At 39.9% G+C, this 18,155-nt stretch carries 20 protein-coding genes and 1 pseudogene; 10 read left to right on the forward strand and 11 right to left on the reverse strand.

The annotated features are described in order from the left end of the window. The first annotated feature begins 4 nt into the window (after positions 1-4). The 5 genes from ACKPCE_RS00130 (at position 5) to ACKPCE_RS00150 (ending at position 4,063) form a co-directional block, all read left to right on the forward strand. Positions 5-1,063, forward strand: a complete 1,059-nt coding sequence (locus tag ACKPCE_RS00130; RefSeq protein ID WP_319503744.1) for a hypothetical protein — start codon at positions 5-7, stop codon at positions 1,061-1,063. A gap of 128 nt (positions 1,064-1,191) precedes the next feature. After that, on the forward strand, positions 1,192-1,542 hold the full coding sequence (locus ACKPCE_RS00135) for a helix-turn-helix domain-containing protein (RefSeq protein ID WP_319503745.1): 351 nt from the start codon (positions 1,192-1,194) through the stop codon (positions 1,540-1,542). A gap of 13 nt (positions 1,543-1,555) precedes the next feature. Then, complete coding sequence (locus ACKPCE_RS00140) at positions 1,556-1,819, forward strand: hypothetical protein (RefSeq protein WP_319503746.1); 264 nt, start codon at positions 1,556-1,558, stop codon at positions 1,817-1,819. After that, positions 1,812-2,846 carry an AAA family ATPase gene (locus ACKPCE_RS00145; RefSeq protein WP_319503747.1) on the forward strand — a complete coding sequence of 345 codons (1,035 nt, stop codon included), beginning with the start codon at positions 1,812-1,814 and terminating at the stop codon, positions 2,844-2,846. The genes ACKPCE_RS00140 and ACKPCE_RS00145 overlap by 8 nt, the downstream gene beginning before the upstream one ends. A 164-nt stretch (positions 2,847-3,010) precedes the next feature. Next, positions 3,011-4,063 (forward strand): DUF6371 domain-containing protein, encoded by a 1,053-nt coding sequence (locus ACKPCE_RS00150; protein WP_319503748.1) that lies wholly within the window; start codon positions 3,011-3,013, stop codon positions 4,061-4,063. Positions 4,064-4,175: 112 nt separating this feature from the next. Here the strand turns inward: ACKPCE_RS00150 and istB are convergent, their stop codons facing one another. Next, the gene (gene istB, locus ACKPCE_RS00155; RefSeq protein ID WP_319503749.1) at positions 4,176-4,892 is read right to left on the reverse strand and encodes an IS21-like element helper ATPase IstB; all 717 of its coding nucleotides are present in this window, start codon (positions 4,890-4,892) and stop codon (positions 4,176-4,178) included. Between the two features lie 18 nt (positions 4,893-4,910). Further along, positions 4,911-6,470, reverse strand: a complete 1,560-nt coding sequence (istA, locus tag ACKPCE_RS00160; RefSeq protein ID WP_319503750.1) for an IS21 family transposase — start codon at positions 6,468-6,470, stop codon at positions 4,911-4,913. A gap of 334 nt (positions 6,471-6,804) precedes the next feature. On the opposite strand from istA, the gene ACKPCE_RS00165 reads away from it, so the two are divergent. Both ACKPCE_RS00165 and ACKPCE_RS00170 read left to right on the forward strand, forming a co-directional pair. Further along, positions 6,805-7,020, forward strand: a complete 216-nt coding sequence (locus ACKPCE_RS00165) for a hypothetical protein (protein ID WP_319503751.1) — start codon at positions 6,805-6,807, stop codon at positions 7,018-7,020. Between the two features lie 11 nt (positions 7,021-7,031). Further along, on the forward strand, positions 7,032-7,259 hold the full coding sequence (locus ACKPCE_RS00170; RefSeq protein ID WP_319503752.1) for a hypothetical protein: 228 nt from the start codon (positions 7,032-7,034) through the stop codon (positions 7,257-7,259). A 56-nt stretch (positions 7,260-7,315) separates the two neighbouring features. Here ACKPCE_RS00170 and ACKPCE_RS00175 read toward each other — a convergent pair whose 3' ends face one another. The 4 genes from ACKPCE_RS00175 to ACKPCE_RS00190 all read right to left on the reverse strand — a co-directional run bounded on the left by ACKPCE_RS00175 (position 7,316) and on the right by ACKPCE_RS00190 (position 9,900). Next, positions 7,316-8,137, reverse strand: coding sequence for a hypothetical protein (locus ACKPCE_RS00175; protein WP_319503753.1), 822 nt, complete (start codon positions 8,135-8,137; stop codon positions 7,316-7,318). A 111-nt stretch (positions 8,138-8,248) separates the two neighbouring features. Continuing rightward, positions 8,249-9,031, reverse strand: coding sequence for a hypothetical protein (locus ACKPCE_RS00180; RefSeq protein WP_319503754.1), 783 nt, complete (start codon positions 9,029-9,031; stop codon positions 8,249-8,251). Positions 9,032-9,034: 3 nt separating this feature from the next. Next, positions 9,035-9,532, reverse strand: coding sequence for a hypothetical protein (locus tag ACKPCE_RS00185; RefSeq protein WP_319503755.1), 498 nt, complete (start codon positions 9,530-9,532; stop codon positions 9,035-9,037). A 119-nt stretch (positions 9,533-9,651) separates the two neighbouring features. Beyond that, positions 9,652-9,900 carry a helix-turn-helix domain-containing protein gene (locus tag ACKPCE_RS00190; protein ID WP_319503756.1) on the reverse strand — a complete coding sequence of 83 codons (249 nt, stop codon included), beginning with the start codon at positions 9,898-9,900 and terminating at the stop codon, positions 9,652-9,654. A gap of 168 nt (positions 9,901-10,068) precedes the next feature. Between ACKPCE_RS00190 and ACKPCE_RS00195 the strand changes: the two genes are divergently transcribed. Genes ACKPCE_RS00195 through ACKPCE_RS00205 form a run of 3 tightly spaced genes read left to right on the forward strand, consistent with a single transcriptional unit; the run spans position 10,069 to position 11,004 of the window. Beyond that, positions 10,069-10,230 carry a 1-aminocyclopropane-1-carboxylate synthase gene (locus ACKPCE_RS00195; protein WP_319503757.1) on the forward strand — a complete coding sequence of 54 codons (162 nt, stop codon included), beginning with the start codon at positions 10,069-10,071 and terminating at the stop codon, positions 10,228-10,230. Between the two features lie 4 nt (positions 10,231-10,234). After that, entirely contained in the window at positions 10,235-10,549 is a 315-nt protein-coding gene (locus ACKPCE_RS00200; protein WP_319503758.1) for an SH3 beta-barrel fold-containing protein, read from the forward strand. 38 nt (positions 10,550-10,587) lie between these two features. Next, positions 10,588-11,004, forward strand: coding sequence for a hypothetical protein (locus ACKPCE_RS00205; RefSeq protein ID WP_319503759.1), 417 nt, complete (start codon positions 10,588-10,590; stop codon positions 11,002-11,004). A gap of 684 nt (positions 11,005-11,688) precedes the next feature. On the opposite strand, the gene plsY is transcribed toward ACKPCE_RS00205, so the two are convergent. The 5 genes and pseudogenes from plsY to ACKPCE_RS00230 form a co-directional block, all read right to left on the reverse strand. Then, positions 11,689-12,297, reverse strand: coding sequence for a glycerol-3-phosphate 1-O-acyltransferase PlsY (plsY, locus tag ACKPCE_RS00210; RefSeq protein WP_319503760.1), 609 nt, complete (start codon positions 12,295-12,297; stop codon positions 11,689-11,691). A 56-nt stretch (positions 12,298-12,353) separates the two neighbouring features. Beyond that, positions 12,354-13,130, reverse strand: a complete 777-nt coding sequence (locus ACKPCE_RS00215; RefSeq protein ID WP_319503761.1) for a DUF1295 domain-containing protein — start codon at positions 13,128-13,130, stop codon at positions 12,354-12,356. A gap of 11 nt (positions 13,131-13,141) precedes the next feature. Next, the gene (locus ACKPCE_RS00220) at positions 13,142-14,959 is read right to left on the reverse strand and encodes a DAK2 domain-containing protein (protein WP_319503762.1); all 1,818 of its coding nucleotides are present in this window, start codon (positions 14,957-14,959) and stop codon (positions 13,142-13,144) included. A 450-nt stretch (positions 14,960-15,409) separates the two neighbouring features. Further along, positions 15,410-15,619, reverse strand: a pseudogene (locus ACKPCE_RS00225) (transposase); the annotation flags it as partial. Positions 15,620-15,713: 94 nt separating this feature from the next. Beyond that, positions 15,714-18,029 carry a glycoside hydrolase family 2 TIM barrel-domain containing protein gene (locus ACKPCE_RS00230; protein ID WP_319503763.1) on the reverse strand — a complete coding sequence of 772 codons (2,316 nt, stop codon included), beginning with the start codon at positions 18,027-18,029 and terminating at the stop codon, positions 15,714-15,716. Positions 18,030-18,155: the final 126 nt, after the last annotated feature.

Below are 18,155 nucleotides of genomic sequence, written 5' to 3' on the forward strand. Positions count from 1 at the left end.
TAAAATGAGAGGAGTTAGCTTAACTGTAGATAAATTCTTAGACTTTGTGTTCACCCATTCCGTCACGTACGATGAAATATATAGATATATTTTCAGAACAACATCTTTTGACGAACTCAAATTAGCGACATTTAGAAGCCAAATTGAGGGATGGTTAGAGAATAGAATTTATAGCGAATGCAAAAAGATGGAAAGGGAAAACCCTCAAATAGAATTTTGCGAGTTATTAGACAAAGAAGGTATACTAAAGAAAATCATAAAAGAGAATGAACTAATAGATATCCAATTAAACAAGATCAATAAAATATTAGATAAAGGAATAGACAACTCTATTAATTACATCCCAAAAAAGTTGGAATTGAACGATGAAGATTACCATAGAGTAAAGTCTATACTAAATTATACCAACCCATTACTAAACGGGATTCCGGTCGTTGACGGAGCCGATTATGTTGATAAAATATTGAATGATGAAAAAATACTTAAAGGAGCAAAGATTATACAAAATCTGTACGAGCAATACAAAGATTTTGAATTTGACGTAAAAGCACTATGTCAATTATCACCTTTTTGTATCAACACGAAATGGCATGTTTTCAAAAAATTATTTGATGAATATAACTACGAATCACGTTTTCTCGCAGAGCTAATACCGCCTGATTCTAGCAAAACAAAAAGTGATATAGAGAATTACGAGAAGTATTCCAGTCATTCCAAGGGGGAAATAAAGCTTACTTTTGCTAATATATTCACTTGCAATAATTGGGAAAAATACATTAACGTGCTAACTCAATGCGATCCCCCACTGCTGAAGAGGGAACAAAAAAAATATTATTTTATTGGCAATAAAAAAACTCAGAAAGGATGTGTAGCGCAATGGTTTAAATATCTTAGAAACAAAGGCTACATAGATCAGAATATTAGCCGAGATGAATTAGCACAATTATTAAGCAATGAGATTATTAATTTCTCTATATCTGGAAGTAGCATTGATAACAGAAGCCGTACTTATAGAGATTTTGAGCCTCAACTAAATGATTTATTAGAGAAGCAATTAGCATGATTAAGCATGCTAATTAATGCCAAATAAGACTTCATTCTTTTGCACCACTATCCTACACCGGGATGGTGGTTCTCATTTTCTTTCATGGCAGAAGACAAGAACCTACACTAAGCCAGTAGAGAATAACGATGAATGAAGTAATTACACTTGAAACAATGCCTAAAGCAATGGCTTATCTTATCACCAAGGTAGAAGCCTTAGAAAAGGCCATAGCACAAAAAGATAAAGTTCATAATATCCATGTAGATCATTGGTTTAACATAGATGAGCTTGCGGATTATCTGCCTGACCGTCCCGCAAGAGCTACTGTTTACGGTTGGGTAAGTCGAAAAGAAATACCATATCACAAAGGAGGTAAAAGATTACGCTTCTTGCAAAGTGAGATTGACACATGGCTATCTAGCGGTAAGAGAACGAGTAAGAAGGAATTGGAGGCGAAAGCCGAGAGCTATTGTGTTGCTAAAAAAGTATCAAAATAAGAAAGGATGCCTTATGAAAAGAACATCCAATCCCACCCATTCAATTGATGCCAACAAAGATACTCTTTCTAGGCAAATCACCCAACAGATACGTAAGCTTTTCTTAGAGGGCGGCAAATATACTGCCCGAGAACTGAATGAGTTAACATCAGGGAATGACAGTCGAAAAACAATATCCGTTCTACGGCATAAGGGACGAATGAACATTGTAGATTGTCGTTTACCCAATGGATGCAAACTCTATTGGTTGGACGAGAAAGGAGGCAATAATGAGTGAAGTTATCGAGAAAATTATGACTGAATTTGAGGAGCCTGAAATAATTGCCGAACCTGCTATTATGGAAGCTATAAAAAGTAGCAGACTAGATTTATCTCTCAATATTCCCGATCCGCAAATGTTAGTATCAAAAGAAGATTTACCCATATGTACTAGAGGTAACTTCTCGTTCATCATTGGATTACCCGGTTCAAGAAAGAGTTTTCTTTGCTCTGGAATATCAGCTGCATTTCTGAACGAAAACGGATGTATGGGGCTAGATAACCCTAACGGAACTGGAAAACTTCTTTGGATTGACACTGAACAGGCAGCCGGCCATGTGGCAAAGATAGGGAGAAGGCTTCACCGCATTGCAGGTTTACCCACAAACAGAAATTCGGAGAATATTATCATTCACATGTTGCGGGAATATCAGCCCACAATGAGACATGATATTTTCGTAGCGTGCCTAAAGCTGTATCATCCTGATTTTGTAGTACTAGACGGGCTAAGTGATCTTATCGCAGACCCGAATAATTCGGAACAGTCCACGGCTGTAGTTAATGATTTACTAGCCCTCACTAAGGAGTACGATTGTCATATACTCACCGTTATTCACGCCAATGTAGGAAGCGAGAAAGCACGTGGACATCTTGGTGCTGAGGCCCTACGAAAATGTGAAACTGCCATCTATGCAGAAGCGGAAGGAGATACAACCATCTGTAAATGGGTCAAAACAAGAGATATGCGGCCCGCTGAGTTTGCTTTCACAATTGTAGAAGGACTGCCCATCGAAGCTGAATACATGGGGAAACAATCAAAAGTGGATAAGCTGAAACAGATTATATCCGATTCAATGCCAAAGTTACCAAATACAATTTCTTATGCTGATTTATGCACTAAGATTATGGGTGTAGCTAAAATCAAGATAGCAGCCGCAAAGAATAAGATTCGTGATGCAGCTGAAAGAGGATTAATTATCAAAAACAACGTTGGCATGTATCATCTTCCAACCATAGATGACAGGCCTTCTAATCTGCCTTTTTAGGGAGTATAGGTTACGGTAGTATACGGGCTATCTATATATATAGCCCGATATACCTATACCAAATAGACCGAATATATACCAAATATAGACTGAATATACACCTGTTTCATGGTATATTTTATACCATTCTAAAAAACAGGCTAAATATACCAACTTTTTAGACCATGAACGAACCAATATATCACTTACAAAAATACGCCGGAATGAAAACCAGACACGTTTGTCCATCATGCGGTCACAAGGGAGAATTTACTTTTTATGTTGATGCCCAAGAAAAGCCCATAGCCCCGGAAGTTGGCCGATGCAATCGGGAACGATGTGGGTACCATCTCACACCGAGTAACTATTTCAAGCAGTACCCAAATAAGCAATCTATTGATTTCTCCATATGGAAACAGCCTCAACCGGCTAAGACTGTGACCGTGTCGTTACTGCCTATATCATTACTCCAACGAGATGCCTACAGAAGCAAGAACAATCTATTTCGTTTCATGGCCAAAGAGTTCGGAGAAGCTGAGGCCGCTTTTGCTTTTGATCTCTATCGAGTGGGCACATCCCGACACTGGAGCAATAACAACGGGTTGGCCACCATCTTTCCACAGATAGACGAACAAGGCCGATTGTGCCAAATAAAGGTAATGGCTTATAATCCTGTCACCGGCAAACGGATGAAGAAGCAGGACCGGGCAGAAGTATGGAACGATAAGATGCAGAAGTACACAACTGATGTCCGGCCAATGGATAAGATTTGGTTTGCCGGCAAAACATTGCTAAAGAACTACGAGGCGAATTTACAGCAAACTTTCTTTGGCTGCCACCTGATCAAAAATGCTTCACGAGTGGGAATTGTTGAAAGTGAGAAGTCGGCTCTTATCTGCTCTATTTTGATGCCGGACGTTAGTTGGATAGCAACAGGCGGTTGCAACGGGTGTAAATGGACGGAAAGAAGCGTTTTAAAACCTTTGGCCGGCAAAAGGGTAATCTTGTACCCTGACAGTGGAATGTTCTCAAAATGGGACGGAAAAGCGGCAATTTTGCGAAGTAATGGCATAAATGTAACCGTAAGTCAGACATGTGAAGGCTTGCCGGATAATTGGGACATTGCAGACATACTTCTTCAGGAACGTCACGCAAAGAAGGGTATGACCGTTGGCGAAGTATTGACCTATGCTACTGAAATAGGGGTTTCACATCAAATTAATGTCAACGCACGATGAAAGTATTCGAATTACTATCTCTATACTGCATATTTCGGTGATACCCACCCAGCGATTTCGGTCATATCCACCCAGTGTTTTTACTGATACATGGCTTTCTTTTGCAAATTTATTATTTCTTTCTCAAACTCTCTCCTTTAATATCAAAACGATGTGACGAATGTACAATTCTATCCAGTATCGCATCAGCAATAACCTCATTGCCTATCACATCATACCATTTACTAACCGGCAGCTGACTTGCAATAATTGTAGCCTTTCTCCCATGTCTGTCCTCTATGATTTCCATAAAATCGTTTTGTTGTTGCCCCTCTAATGCTTTCATTCCAAAGTCATCGATAATGAGTAAATCCACTCTGGATATCTTGGCAACCAACTTGATGATTGTTCCATCTACCCTTGCCAACTTGAGTTTACCGAGCAATTTCTGCATATTGAAGTAACACACTTTATAACCTTGATGACAAGCTTTGTTTCCTAGTGCGGTAGCCAGATAACTCTTGCCTACTCCTGCAGCACCAGTTATCAGGATCGCCTCTCCTTTATCTATATAACTTCCGGTACCCAACACTGCCAACATGTTTGAATCTACCCCACGATGACTACCGGCTTGAAGTTGTTCCAAGGTTGCACTGTAACGGAAGTCTGCCTCTTTTACAAGGCGGTTATTCCGATTCGTTGTACGGGTATCTCTCTCTGCCTGCAAAAGTAGCATGATTCCGTCAACAAGAGTAAGCTTATCTAAACGTTTGGTTTCGCCAAGTGAAGCCCATAGGCGAGCCATGCCTGATAGCTTGAGCGAGTGAAGTTCTTTAATAATTTCTTCCATGATACATTATTTTATAAATTATTGATAATAAGCCGCTCCCCGGATATTCTCATGATTATCCGGTTCGGGATTCTTTTTAATTGCATTTTCCTCTTCGATAAAAGCCTGTATGTTGCGCAGTACACGTTCCACAAACTTGTAGGTGTATTGTTTATGTTCCATGGCTATCCGGCAGGCTTTTTCCATTTCCGCTGCGGGGGTTATTCTTTGAAGACGCAGTAAGCCGTCACAGCGATTGTAAAAGAACTCCGGTGGCACATTTTGGGAAGCGAACATTAAGGTGAAGAACTCTCTTAATACAGCAGACTTTTCTCCTGCTCTCTCTGTATAGTAGGCTACAGAGCGTTTGTTGTATGCATTAGAATGTGAAGCAGTATGTTCTTCCAACATGCTGTAACCAAAGCCTTCCACGCGTGGGTGAGTAGCAATACGCTTACCTTTGAGATACACCTTGACCAGCGTACGAGTATAGATTACTTTGACTTTCTGCCCGATGTATTGATAAGGAACCGAGTAATAATGCTTGTCTCGTCCTAGGTATATACAACAATTAGCGCTAACGGTCAGCTCAGTATCATATTGCACTTCAAAGCGGGATTCAGGCAGTGGCTTAAGAGTTCTCTTTTCATCACTGATAAAGTGCTCCTCACGACTATAGGGACGTTGTTGCATCCGTTTGCGGTTATGTAACCGTGTCTGCTCGAACACAGCTTTATTAAGGTCTTCCAAAGAGAAAAACATACGATTACGCAAAGGAGCGTACACCCGTTGATATAACAGTTTAACTTGATTCTCAACTAAGCATTTGTCTTTAGGCTTGCCTGGTCTTGCAGGCAAAACCACAAAACCATAATGGTTACCCAAATGCTCCATCAAACGATTTATCTCAGGCTCGTAGCGGTCACTTTTGGTAACAGCTGACTTTAGGTTGTCCGGAACGACAATCTTAGTTACTCCGCCAAAGAAGCAGAACATCTGGGTAATGGCATAAATAAAATCTTCACTCTTTTGTGAAGGCACGCAAAGGGCAAATGCATAATCCGTATAAGGCAAGCAGCCCACAAAGGTCTGCACTTTAATGATTTCCCCCGTATCCATATCTGTATATTGCATTGGATCACCGGCAAAATCAATGTAGCACTTCTCCCCAGCCATATAAGTATTCACTAAGACAGTGGAAGGTGTTTGGATAGCAGCGTGTTGGTTCAGGTGGAAACAGAATTGGGTGTACCCGTAACCGCAGGGATACTCAGTGATATACTCCTCCCAAAGCCGTAAACGGGTTACGTGTTTACGGGTAAGCTCTTTCTCCAAATAAGGTAATCGCTTAGAAAAATCTTCAAACCGCTTGTCCACATAAGCAGGAGAACCACCGTTAAATAGATGCTCCAACTCAGGATTATCTTTTTGCAATACCTCTTGAAGATCAATGGACAAGCCTTTAAACTGACGGATGTATTTATTTACCGTTTCTTTGTAGAGTCCAAGTTGTGAAGCGATAGATCGGTTGGAAACTCCACTATGGTGTAATTGAAGTACTTGTTTTAGTTTACTCATTTCTGTTATTTTACCCGCCATATAATTGTGCATTAATTTATTATCAATTAAAACTAGAGCACAAAAGTAAAACAGATGTGAATATGACTGGGTGGCAATGCTCCGAAAAAGAGGACATTTTTGAACAGAACCATCTAAGTGGGGGGTAATGCTCCGAAATGCCCTTGGAGCATACCCACAAATGGAAACATTTGCTCCAAAATAAAGGCGTATGATTACTGTTTTTTATCATTTTTATCCCAGTTTATTCATAAACAAGGTAAATATGACTCAAAAATGGCTTTCAAAAAACAACTAGTTACGAGTTGTAAGCAAGCTATTTGGGGAGAAATACTGGGTGGCAATGCTCCGAATTATGCATCTATACAGAAAGCTGTTTGCCAATATGACTAGGCAGGGAATCAGTACAGATGATATTATGTACCTTGACATGTTCAAAGAATACAGAGTTATGCTGTCTGAGGGGCGAAGAAAGAGCGAAACGTACCAATACTTATCTGAGAAGTATAAAATCCCTCTATCAGCCTTAAAACAAGCCATCAAACGTTTAGATGAAAACTATAACTTATAACAGAACAATTCATGAATACAGACAATGACCTAGAAAATATTCTCAATGCTGAATCACTTGATGATCCTGACTACTGGAATGGTGATATTTGGGAAGAACTTGCAAGTCTCCCCGAACCGCTTAGTAGTCCGAAGTACTGGGATGATAATATTTGGAAAGAACTTACAAGCCTCAACATTTCAACAAATCTAAGTGAGGTGCAAGATGAGGCTTGCACGGAGGGAAGCACGTTAAGATAATAGCGAAACATTAAAACTATTTTATAGCTAGAAAGATCATTCAGAAATAGTTAATATTATCTATTTTCATTCAATATATTATCAATATCTAATTTTATGCGTTCATATTGCTCAGAAGGTATAATCTTCTGAAGTTGTTCGATTTTTGCAATTAACTCATTTTTTTTACCGAGCGCTTCTTTAGCTATAATTATATTAAGTTCCTCAAATTTGGATAAAATATATTGAATAATTTCTTTTAATAAATCCAATAACAATCGGCTTATTCTAGAAAAGTTAATGCACATTTGAGATTCTACTTCAACATCAACTTTAAGAATATAATTATAATATTCCCTATAGTCCTTAATGTCATTAAAATGGGCATAATAGGAATTCCTTCCCTCTTTTATTTTAGCATAATAAGTTTCTCTAAATACGGAGATTTCTTTAGTAAATGATTTAAATTGTCCCATTAGATCAGCTTCTAACGCAATAGTCCTTATTATCCCTAAATCATTATTATTCCTTTCTAAGAATCTATATAAATCTACATATACAGACTTTACGTAAAAGGTTTGTTCACTTTTATTTTTAGCTATATATAATTCTCTTAAGCTTATAGAAAAATCAGAAATATAACTAAGCGATAGACAGTAAATATTTAAAACATTCTCCCATGAGCACATTTTTTCAATAAGCTGAGTAGAAAAATCGTTTGGTAATAGGTTAAAAACTGCCCTGTATTTCTTCGATTGATTTATAACCTCAACCGCAGCATCAATGTTCAAAGAATTTTCAAGAATTAGATTCTTTGAAGTTTCATACAGATTGATCCCAGCCGCATTAGTTAAGATCACAATGCCATTTTCAACTATAGAATAACTTTTATTGTCCATAAATTCATATTTTATTTACAGATTGAATTAATCTTAAGTGTTAACTTTAAGCTCATTCATATATTACCTGCTATGTTGCCGTTTCTGTCACTGAGAGTAACATAAAAGGCATTACTCCGTCCTATTTGCTCGGTTTTGTGATCCTGTGAATTCAAATTTTAGATAAAATTCTTTATTAAATAACCTCTTTAATACAACAAGGTAGTGGTCTGTGCTATCTTGCAATATTTTTTGCTTCTTATCAATATTTATATAAAATTCATTTCTTACCTCTTCAAGTCCAGCCCTACTTTTTCCCATATTTGTAAGCGCTTCTTGATTCCCTTGAGTATATAAATCAAAATAAATTTTCCATTCTGATAAATGACTAATAGCATTGCTAGCAATAGTGCAAAGAGAAATCGTATATTCATGTGAACTACTAATAAGAGCGCCCATAATATCCATGACTTCCTTATCACTTTTTGTCGATACTATAACCATACGTGATTCGTGAATTAGTTCTAGTAATGTATTATTTGCATCTTTTATTAGATTAGATAACTTCTCAACAGAAGAACTATCATATAGATAAAAAAACAGAAAGTTTCTGTAAAACAGCAATTCTTCAATAAGATGCAAGATCTTTATAAATCGTTCAGTCCTTTGTTCTATATATGCATGTTTTCGCTGATTCTCAAAAGATATTTCATTTTTTACACTCTCAATTTGCTTAGTTATTTCACTTAGATCTTCTTTTGTAGCTAAGTTTTTACCCTTTTCTGTTTCATAAGAAATATCTCGACCATCTTGTTTATTAGCTAAACCTTTCCCCTTTTGGGTAAAATAACTAACGATGAGTTGTGTCAATACAGAAATGACAAAAAACAATAACAATTGTAACCAATCAGGCATAATTTAGTCCTCCTCTTCGGCTAATAGTTTTGTTTGTTCTCTATAATATTCTACGAGTAGAGAGGCGTTTGCAGATGGCGAATCGATATCTTTGCCATTATATTTAAGCACAAAATCAATTGGTATTATTATTCCGTAGTACTCACTTGAAAGATCATTGGGGGCAAGTGTGTAATCTTCAACCTTTTCGTCATGCATATTAAAGCCGTGAGGAATATAGATATCATATGTACTATACAAAATGAAACCTTCCAGATAGCCTTTTCTGTATTTATTCGCAATATATTGAGAGTTACCAAAGCATCTACTTTCTATTATTTTACGATCATTTAAAATAGCCTCATCAAGAGTTGATGAAACGTCAAAAACGTATGCGTTCTCAAAAAACCATATAAAAAAATCTTCTACTTCAGTATCATACAACTGATCCTGCAACGGATAACCTACACGATCCAATTTCTCGGTTATAGAGTTCTGTATTTCTTTTGTTAATCTTTTCATACCCTGTATCATATTAAAATTATTTCCAAGCAAAACAATGAGAGTAAAGTATTGATTTTGCAAACATATTGACTATAATCGAAGAAAGCAAAAGAAAATACTTGTTTTCGACAACAAAATTACTTCAACCCAATCTCAATAGGTTTTCCACAATGAGGGCATGTAAGCTGAGCCGTATCATGTTTAGGTTGTTCAAACAGTTCTGTTACGGGAACACCCAAGGCATCAGCGATCTTATTTAATGTCTCAACTGTAGGATTACCATTTACCATATTCGACAAATTTACACGGTTTATTCCCATCTTTTCGGCAAGTTCAGTAATCGTTAACCCTTGCTCCTTAATAACTTCTTTAATTCTTAATTCCATATTGTAGTATTTTAGTTTACGCCACAAATATAACGACATTTTCAATATGTAGCCACATAACGGTACACTTTTTCGTTAAAGTAGTGTTAAAGACATCTTTTAATTTGCATTATCGTACCGTTATATGCTACATTTGCGTCATAAAAGAAAATCAAAGCATTACGAACCATGATAAAAGAGTTTTTAAACCAGATGTGCAAAGAATACGAGCAAGTACTTTCAATGACTGAAGTTGAGGTATTAGCTAAGTACGAAGAGGACAAAGCAAGCTGTATTGCTTCTTTTGAGGCTGAGATTGATTATTGGGAAAACATTTACTATAAACTATAAAACGATGACACGAGAATCATTAAAACAAATCATGTCGCTTGCATGGCAGTTTGTCCGCAAGAACGGCTACACAATGAGTGAAGCATTAAAATGTGCTTGGGCCAATATACGCCTAAAGATGAAAATGCAAAAGGGCATTATCCGTTTCTACTATCGCAAAGTATCCGGGGAAACACGGGAAGCGTTTGGCACATTGACCGAGAAGTTAATGCCTGGTACTAAAGGGACCGGCCGGAAAGCAAACGAAACACTACAAACCTATTACGATACTGAATGTGAAGAGTACCGTTCATTCAAGAAAGCAAACTTAATTTATTAACCAGTAGCCCTTCGGGGCTGCCTCTTACTTGTACAACAATGGAAAATCAAACAGTTACAACGAAAAACACAGAAGCAAACGAAACAGAGCTGCAAAAGGCTCTCAAAAGAGACAAAGAAAAGTTCATTGACATATTTAGTCTCATAGGCAGATACACATGCGGAGAACGAGACTTAACACGAATGAAAAGTGATGGCATTGCTATGGATGTCATTATATCTATTAAACGGCTATGCGAAGCTGTCTCCGAGATAGATGGGTATACAGATGAATGCGTGATGAGCTACTATAACTTTTTCATGGAAAGCTCAAAAGGACAATATTATCAGTCAGAAGGAAAGGTTTTCTTTGATTCTCTTCTGCGCTTTCTGTTAGTCATTAAACACTACCAACGTGATGCTTCGCAAATATTCTCTGCCATGGAAGACATAGAGCAGTTCATGGACGAAAACTGACTCCGGCCACAGCATGGCTAAACATGATACGTACAGCCTCAACACACGCAACACAAGGATGAACATGTTTAAAACATCCTTGTGTTGTTCATTCAATGAAAAGCGTGTTCAATATTGTTTGTTGATACTAAAAGTGCCCTATGATACACCATGAAGATTTTTTGATAGTCATACACGTGCGTGCGTAATTTTTAAAAGGAAATGAGGCTTATTTATACCTCAAATTAGGTGTATTTAGTTTTGATTACCGCTTTAGTTACCTGTAGAAACGTAAATGGTAACGAAAGTGGTAACATAAACGGTAACATAAACATATTTAATGATAGCAATAATAACATTGATGCTAGCAATAGCCCATTAATCTCCGATGCAATAAATATTAAGCATACCTACGCTGCATCAATTCGAGATTTGTTGAGGCTATGTGGCTCAGTCAATAATGAAGGGGTCTTATTGGTCACACACGTGTGTGGAGATAGAAGCAGAATAAACCTTCAAATTTTCACTAATCGCTTTTAAAGTCACTAAGATTAATTATCTTTGCTTTAAAGCATTTCATTAGTGATATATTTATGCTTTTTGATTGTTAAAAACAACATACTTAGACCATATTTGTACCACAAAATTGTAACACCCTGATTATCAGCATAGGTTATATTTTGCATCGAAATGAGAAGGTTCCCGTCATGACGGGAGTTCCTGATTATGCAATAAGCGACCGATATTTTTACGATGCAAAACAATAATAAGTATCGCGCAAACCAACAAATAGTAGAATATGGGAGTTATTCCATTCAGAATAAATTCGCTAACCACCAACATGATGGCGAGCGTGATGGAGCCTAGTGAGACATATTTAAAACGCCATTTAACAATAAAATAAGACGCCACGGAGATAAGGACCGCAAGTGGAGCAAGTAAAACGGAAGCTCCCAATGTGGTGTTTACGCCTTTCCCTCCTTTGAACTTCAGAAAAATACTAAAATCGTGTCCCAGAATTGATGCAAGCGCCACATAATAGATAAACGAGTCGGATACCACATTTTGATAATAAGTTAAATGGGAATCATATGCAAAATACAAGTATAGACCTACCGGTAAAAGTCCTTTCGCCATATCCAACAACTGGGTAATGGCAGCCGCTTTTTTACCGGCTATGCGCTTTACATTGGTAGAACCGATGTTTCCACTTCCCAACTCCAGAATATTATGTCCGGTTACGAACCGCACCATCAGATATCCTACAGGAATTGAACCGACTAAATAGGTAGCTAAAAGAATGATTGCCTCCATACGAACCTCATTTCATTGTATCAGTATTAAAATATATAACAAAAATCCATGAGCAGTTACTTTTTAGGGAACCATGGGAAAAAGGAACTCGTTTTTTCTACATATTCAGCATACTTCGGTTTGGTTTGATTCAGTGTCTTTTCGAGCAAAGCCACCCCAGAAACCTTGATGATGAGCAAGGTCATCAGGACAGAGCCTAACACTTGCCAGTAGTTTCCGGCAGAAATACTAAATAGGCCGTAAGCCCACCACACGGCCGAATCGCCAAAATAATTGGGGTGTCGGGTATATCGCCAAAAACCATGAGAAAGCACCTTTCCTTTGTTTTGAGGATTGTTTTTAAAACGCGCCAATTGATAATCGCCTCCGGATTCGAAAGTAAAACCAACAAGCCAAACCAAAATACCAACATAATCGAGCGCATGGAGCGCATGAGATGGAGTGCCCATGCTAACGCCCAGCAACGGCAATGAAATCAGCATGGTCAATACACCCTGCAACAAGAAAGTCTGGAAGAAACTTACCCACCAATAGCGCGCAGGACCATACTTTTTTCTGAACGCCTGATACCTGAAGTCTTCGCCTTTCCCTTTATTGCGCCAGGTAAGGTAGATAGACAGCCGCACTCCCCAGAGAGTTACCAAAACGAGCAGGAGTATTTTTCGGGGAGTTAGATCGCCCGACATGAATACATAGAACGTGTTTACCACCACAAAACCGATTCCCCAAAAGAGATCGACAATACTTACATTCTTTAACCGAACGCTCAAGAGCCATAAAAGCGTAAAAAGAATCAAGATAACAAGCGATGCCTGTGAAAATAGTGTCAACATGACGGGTAAATTTAATTGGTTAATAATAAAGAGATTGCTATTGCCCCACTGCCAGCATGCATACCGATAACGGGTGAAATATCAACAATGGCAGCAGCCTTTTTACCGGTAAGAAGCACCATCTTTTTGGCTGTTTCTTCAGCACCTTCGGGGTTGTGTGCATGCAACACAATATAATTCCACACCTTTTTCTGCCGACTGATTTTTGCGATATGCCCCATTACTTTCTTTAAGCTAGCGCGCTGGCTGAAGGTATTGCCAAACAACATCGACTTTCCCTGCTCATCCATAGATATAACCGGATTGAATCCTAAAAGATTGGCTATGAACCCTTTGGGCTTTGACACCCGCCCCCCTTTGATCATATACTTCAAGTCGCGGACACTGACAAATATCTTCGTTTGCAGGATATCATCGGCAAGCGTTCGTACAACGGCATCGGCCGTTTGTCCGACTTCAATGCTTTTAGCAGCCTTCAGCACAAGCAATCCCAAGGCTCCAGACAGGTTTTTAGAATCAATCACGTAGATCGGCTTATTAAACTCTTTCGATATACGCTTTCCGGCTTTGGCACTATTGGCAAATGTTCCGCTAAAGTGCCCGGTGAGGTGTATGGCAATAATAGCATCATAATGCGAAGCTAGGTGGGAGTACAAATTCGTAAAGGTCTGTTCGTTTATTTGAGAGGTTTTAGGAAACTCAGCTTCCGATTCGAGCATATCGTAAAAACGGTCGGGATTGATGGTTACTTTATCCAGAAAATGATTGCCGGCGAAGTTCAGGTTAAGCGGAACGACATTTATTTGATAATAGTCGATCAGTTCCTGCGACAGGTCGCAAGAAGAATCGGTCACCAAGGCGATGTTCCATTTACGCTTGGTAGCCGTTTCGTGTTGTCGAATCATGTCGTCCACTTTTTGAAAAGTGATAGTGCCACACGCTTTCAGTTCCTGGAAAAGTTCTGCCGGCTGATTGGTATGAACATGAATGCGGCAAGTTGCTTCGGAACCAGCTACCACAACAGAATCGCCACTTTTACTTGCTATTTTCTGAATCTCATCACGACCTACACTCAGATTTTTAATGATCGCTTCTGTACAGTAGCGGTATGTAATCTCCTCATCGACTATATGCTCGGGGGAAACAAAAGAGAAAGCGGCTGGAGAGGGGGCAGCCAACTGTCGGACATTTCCGGTTCGTAAAAAATCGGTAACACCTTTGATAAACACCACAAACCCCTTCGCTCCGGCATCGACAAAACCCGATTGTCGCAGTGCCTTTAGTTTGAAGGTCGTTTCAGATAAAGATTTCTCCAACACAAACAGAGAGTCGATAATCACCTTTTTAAATTCATGTATATTTTCTCTCTTGGCATGAAGAAATTCGGCCCACTCTTTAATGATCGTCAGCATAGTGCCTTCCACCGGATTTGAGATAGCCCCGTACATATAAGGAACGGAACCGGAAACGCTTTCCGAGAATTCGGTGATTGTGAGTGCAGCTTTGTCTTTTGTTTCACAACTCAGCCCATACAAAAACTGGGCAAAAATAACGCCGGAGTTACCTCTGGCACCCACCAATGCCGCCTCGGCCATATCGTTTACCATCGTTTTATAAAACTTTTGCGGTTGAATGTTATCTAATACTGACCGAACCGTAGCGACTAAATTGGTTCCGGTATCTTTATCATTTACAGGGAAAACATTTAGCTTATTTATCTCTGCCTGATGTTGAAATAGTTGATTGGCACCGGCAATAAACGAATAATAAAGTATTCTCCCATCAACCTTTGTAGTGTCATTATTTGTTTTTTCTGGGTATTCAGCCATCTTCTTTGAATCATTTGGAACTTATCTTGTCATATTAACACTAATGAAACAACTCAAAGGAATTAGGGTTCACCGGATGAGTCTAAATAAGTTAATAATGATAACTCCCTAAATTCTACTTCATATCTTTGAGCCTATTTCTGCGTTGACGGCATTCTGCCAGATAGGTTTTCTGGGTGTCGGTGAATTCCAGGCACATAAAAAGTATGAAAAAAAGTATCACCAAGTATCACCAACTTTTTCCGCAGTTATTTATTACAAACACATCGCTATTTATCTTGTATATATAAGCCTTTTAACAAGCATGCTTATGCGATTTATTTTGCCGGTGAACAATTTTCGTCTCCACCCGGATGTACACAGTTTGTACACCCGCATGTACAGGTCCTGTACACCCAGATGTATAAAACTTGTACACCGGGGTGTATGTGGAAATTTGCAACGAGCTGTAATCCGTTTGCGAAAATGGACTAATTGGGATGAATTGCAGGGAAAAGAAGGCACAAATTCATCCATACCACAGAAATATTGAAAGTAAGCATTCTCACTCCATTGTTCGACGACAGACTCATCAGAGAGGTTGTGCAGATGTTTGAGAATCAGTAACCCGCACATCAGACGGATCGGTTCAGCCGGACGACCATTATCTGGGCTGTAAAGAGAAATCAATCTCCAATTTCATTCATTTTGACCTAATAATTCCCCCTGTCTGAAATAGCTCCAGGCAGGGGGAATTTTATGTGATATAGAACATTTATTTGGTCTTCAATGATAATGTGGCGGTAGGCAGCGAGCTCTTGATGCTCACGCTGACAGTGCCCTTTTTCTGCGTGCTGCGTACCACTAGTATGGCACGTCCTTTCCACGTCTTCGTGCGAGGCGAAGTGTAAAGTTCCGTGTCTTTCAGGTCAGCAGAGGCGAAGGCAAGAAGCTTGCCGGCACCCTTCACTGTGGCCTCACAAGGGAGGGCTGCTTCCGGTACGAGTGTACCGTCCTTGTCCACTACTTCTGCAATGATATAGGTGAGTGATTGGCCATCAGCAGTCATCACGGAGCGATCAGATGTGAGGCGCAGACGGGCAGGTTGGCTTGCTGTCTTCAGTGTAACACTCCTACCGCCAGTTTCAGCACGTATCGTACCAGCCTTGTAAGGTACGGTGAATACAGCTTTAAACTCGGTGTCGCGACTTACCTGCTTCGTGCCTATGAGTTCGTCATTCAGATAGAGGCTCACCTCAGGCTGATCGGTGTAGACCTCTACCTCTACAGGTTTGCCTTCCCAACCGTTCCAAGTCCATGATTCCCATGTAGGCCAAACGCTCCACATGGTTTGCTTGATTTCTCCGTGATAACCCTCTGGTTCTTTTACGGCCATATAGAGTGGTGTATCTTTATTCCAAAGCATCTCGCGATAATGACTGATAGGTTTGCGCCAACCTGTGATATCTACGTCGCCACATGGAGCGCCATGCCATTCAGGTTGTCCGCCCTCAATCCACGACTCACCCTCGCGTTCACCTTTGTAATAAGTACGCCCGATGCCGCTTTCGCCCAGATAGTCGAGACCCGTCCATACGATATCACCAACTACATAAGGGAAATCATTGACTGTGGCCCAGTTTCTGAAGGCATCGCGTGGGTAACTCTCAGTCTGCCAGATCACACGCTTTGGGTCACGCTTATGGTCATCGGCATGCTTGAATAGCATATAGTTATAGCCCACCACGTCGAGCACCTCTGCGTGTGGATCATATATTTCCCAGTCACGGTCCCATGCACACAAAGCCTCGGTCACAGGGCGTGTGGCATCTTTTTCAAGTATTGCGGCCTTCATCTGTCGGGCGGTATAGACCACGCGGATGTCCTTACGTTCAATCACTTCGTTGCCGATACTCCACGAGATGACGCTCGGATGATTACGATCGCGCAGCACCATCGACTGGATATCGTCACGGAAGCAAGAGTCGATGACGGTAGAGTAATCATAAGGATTTTTCTGAGTACGCCATCCATCAAATACCTCGTCGATCACGAGCATACCAATGGAGTCACAGGCGTCGAGGAAGGCGCGAGTGGTAGGATTATGACTGGTGCGGATGAGGTTGAATCCGGCATCCTTCATCTGTCTAACTTTACGTATTTCTGCGTCGTCGAAAGCACGTGCACCCAGCACACCGTCATCGTGGTGTACGCAGGCACCATTGATGAGTACCTTTTTGCCATTAAGCATGAAACCGTTTTTGGCATCGAAAGAAAAAGAGCGGATACCGTATTTGCAAGTCTGATTGTCGATGATCTTGCCGTTCTCCTTTAGCTTCACAGCGATTTCGCTAAGGGAAGGATTCTCGGGCGACCACAGTTCCGGATTATTGACCGTCAGCATCGTGCTCACGTTTTTGGTTTGACCAGCATCAACTGCCACCTTTAACTCAGTATCACCTACAATGACAGTAGCGTTACGGTTGGTCTGCGACTCATTGACAACCGTCACCTCCACCTTCACCTGAGCCTTATTTGCCAACACATCGGGGGTAGTGACAAAGACGCCATTCTCTGCGATATGTAATACGGGCATCGTTTCAAGCCATACGTGGCGGTAGATACCTGAGCCGGAATACCAGCGGCAATTAGGTTGTTCGCTATTGTCCACTTTGACAACGATCTCGTTCTTACTCTTCGGAGCTTTTTTCAGTATATTAGTGATATCGATTGTGAATGGTGTATAGCCATAGTGATGCTGTCCAGCCTTCTGTCCGTTGACAAAAATCTCAGCTTTTTGATATACCCCCTCGAAGTGGAGCTTTACAAGTTCGCCCTTAGGTGTGGAAAATGTCTTATGATACTCACCCTTACCAGCTTCGAACCATCCACCTCCAGTGCCTGTAGCACCTTTGCCAGAATTTGAACCTTCGAAAATGTCCCAGTCGTGAGGCAGATCAATGTTTTGTGTAGTTCCGTTATGTGTAAATTGCCAACCGAAGTCAAACAACTGTTTTTGTGACTGTGCCGACATGCCTATGGTCCAAATAAGCGCAGCCAAAGTTAAATAATAGTTTTTTAGTTTTTTCATTACGTATTAATTTATTTTCGATTTCAAAAGTACTAAAAAATGTTGAAACATACCTAACTTTTGCGTAAACTCGTTTATTTAGCTAGCATGTTTTTGATATATGAGAAGAAAAGGGCATTAGGCCTA

The organism is Bacteroides graminisolvens (genome assembly GCF_963666085.1).
Lineage (GTDB): Bacteria > Bacteroidota > Bacteroidia > Bacteroidales > Bacteroidaceae > Bacteroides > Bacteroides graminisolvens.

Bases quoted from the DNA above. Each gene is read 5' to 3' on its own strand.
- ACKPCE_RS00140 (WP_319503746.1), top strand. From the start codon at position 1,556: ATGAAAAGAACATCCAATCCCACCCATTCAATTGATGCCAACAAAGAT.
- ACKPCE_RS00190 (WP_319503756.1), bottom strand. From the start codon at position 9,900: ATGGAATTAAGAATTAAAGAAGTTATTAAGGAGCAAGGGTTAACGATT.
- istB (WP_319503749.1), bottom strand. From the start codon at position 4,892: ATGGAAGAAATTATTAAAGAACTTCACTCGCTCAAGCTATCAGGCATG.
- ACKPCE_RS00130 (WP_319503744.1), top strand. From the start codon at position 5: ATGAGAGGAGTTAGCTTAACTGTAGATAAATTCTTAGACTTTGTGTTC.
- ACKPCE_RS00175 (WP_319503753.1), bottom strand. From the start codon at position 8,137: ATGGACAATAAAAGTTATTCTATAGTTGAAAATGGCATTGTGATCTTA.
- ACKPCE_RS00205 (WP_319503759.1), top strand. From the start codon at position 10,588: ATGGAAAATCAAACAGTTACAACGAAAAACACAGAAGCAAACGAAACA.
- ACKPCE_RS00185 (WP_319503755.1), bottom strand. From the start codon at position 9,532: ATGAAAAGATTAACAAAAGAAATACAGAACTCTATAACCGAGAAATTG.
- istA (WP_319503750.1), bottom strand. From the start codon at position 6,470: ATGGCGGGTAAAATAACAGAAATGAGTAAACTAAAACAAGTACTTCAA.
- ACKPCE_RS00215 (WP_319503761.1), bottom strand. From the start codon at position 13,130: ATGTTGACACTATTTTCACAGGCATCGCTTGTTATCTTGATTCTTTTT.
- ACKPCE_RS00170 (WP_319503752.1), top strand. From the start codon at position 7,032: ATGAATACAGACAATGACCTAGAAAATATTCTCAATGCTGAATCACTT.
- ACKPCE_RS00150 (WP_319503748.1), top strand. From the start codon at position 3,011: ATGAACGAACCAATATATCACTTACAAAAATACGCCGGAATGAAAACC.
- ACKPCE_RS00220 (WP_319503762.1), bottom strand. From the start codon at position 14,959: ATGGCTGAATACCCAGAAAAAACAAATAATGACACTACAAAGGTTGAT.
- ACKPCE_RS00135 (WP_319503745.1), top strand. From the start codon at position 1,192: ATGAATGAAGTAATTACACTTGAAACAATGCCTAAAGCAATGGCTTAT.
- ACKPCE_RS00230 (WP_319503763.1), bottom strand. From the start codon at position 18,029: ATGAAAAAACTAAAAAACTATTATTTAACTTTGGCTGCGCTTATTTGG.
- ACKPCE_RS00165 (WP_319503751.1), top strand. From the start codon at position 6,805: ATGCATCTATACAGAAAGCTGTTTGCCAATATGACTAGGCAGGGAATC.
- ACKPCE_RS00180 (WP_319503754.1), bottom strand. From the start codon at position 9,031: ATGCCTGATTGGTTACAATTGTTATTGTTTTTTGTCATTTCTGTATTG.
- ACKPCE_RS00200 (WP_319503758.1), top strand. From the start codon at position 10,235: ATGACACGAGAATCATTAAAACAAATCATGTCGCTTGCATGGCAGTTT.
- ACKPCE_RS00195 (WP_319503757.1), top strand. From the start codon at position 10,069: ATGATAAAAGAGTTTTTAAACCAGATGTGCAAAGAATACGAGCAAGTA.
- ACKPCE_RS00145 (WP_319503747.1), top strand. From the start codon at position 1,812: ATGAGTGAAGTTATCGAGAAAATTATGACTGAATTTGAGGAGCCTGAA.
- plsY (WP_319503760.1), bottom strand. From the start codon at position 12,297: ATGGAGGCAATCATTCTTTTAGCTACCTATTTAGTCGGTTCAATTCCT.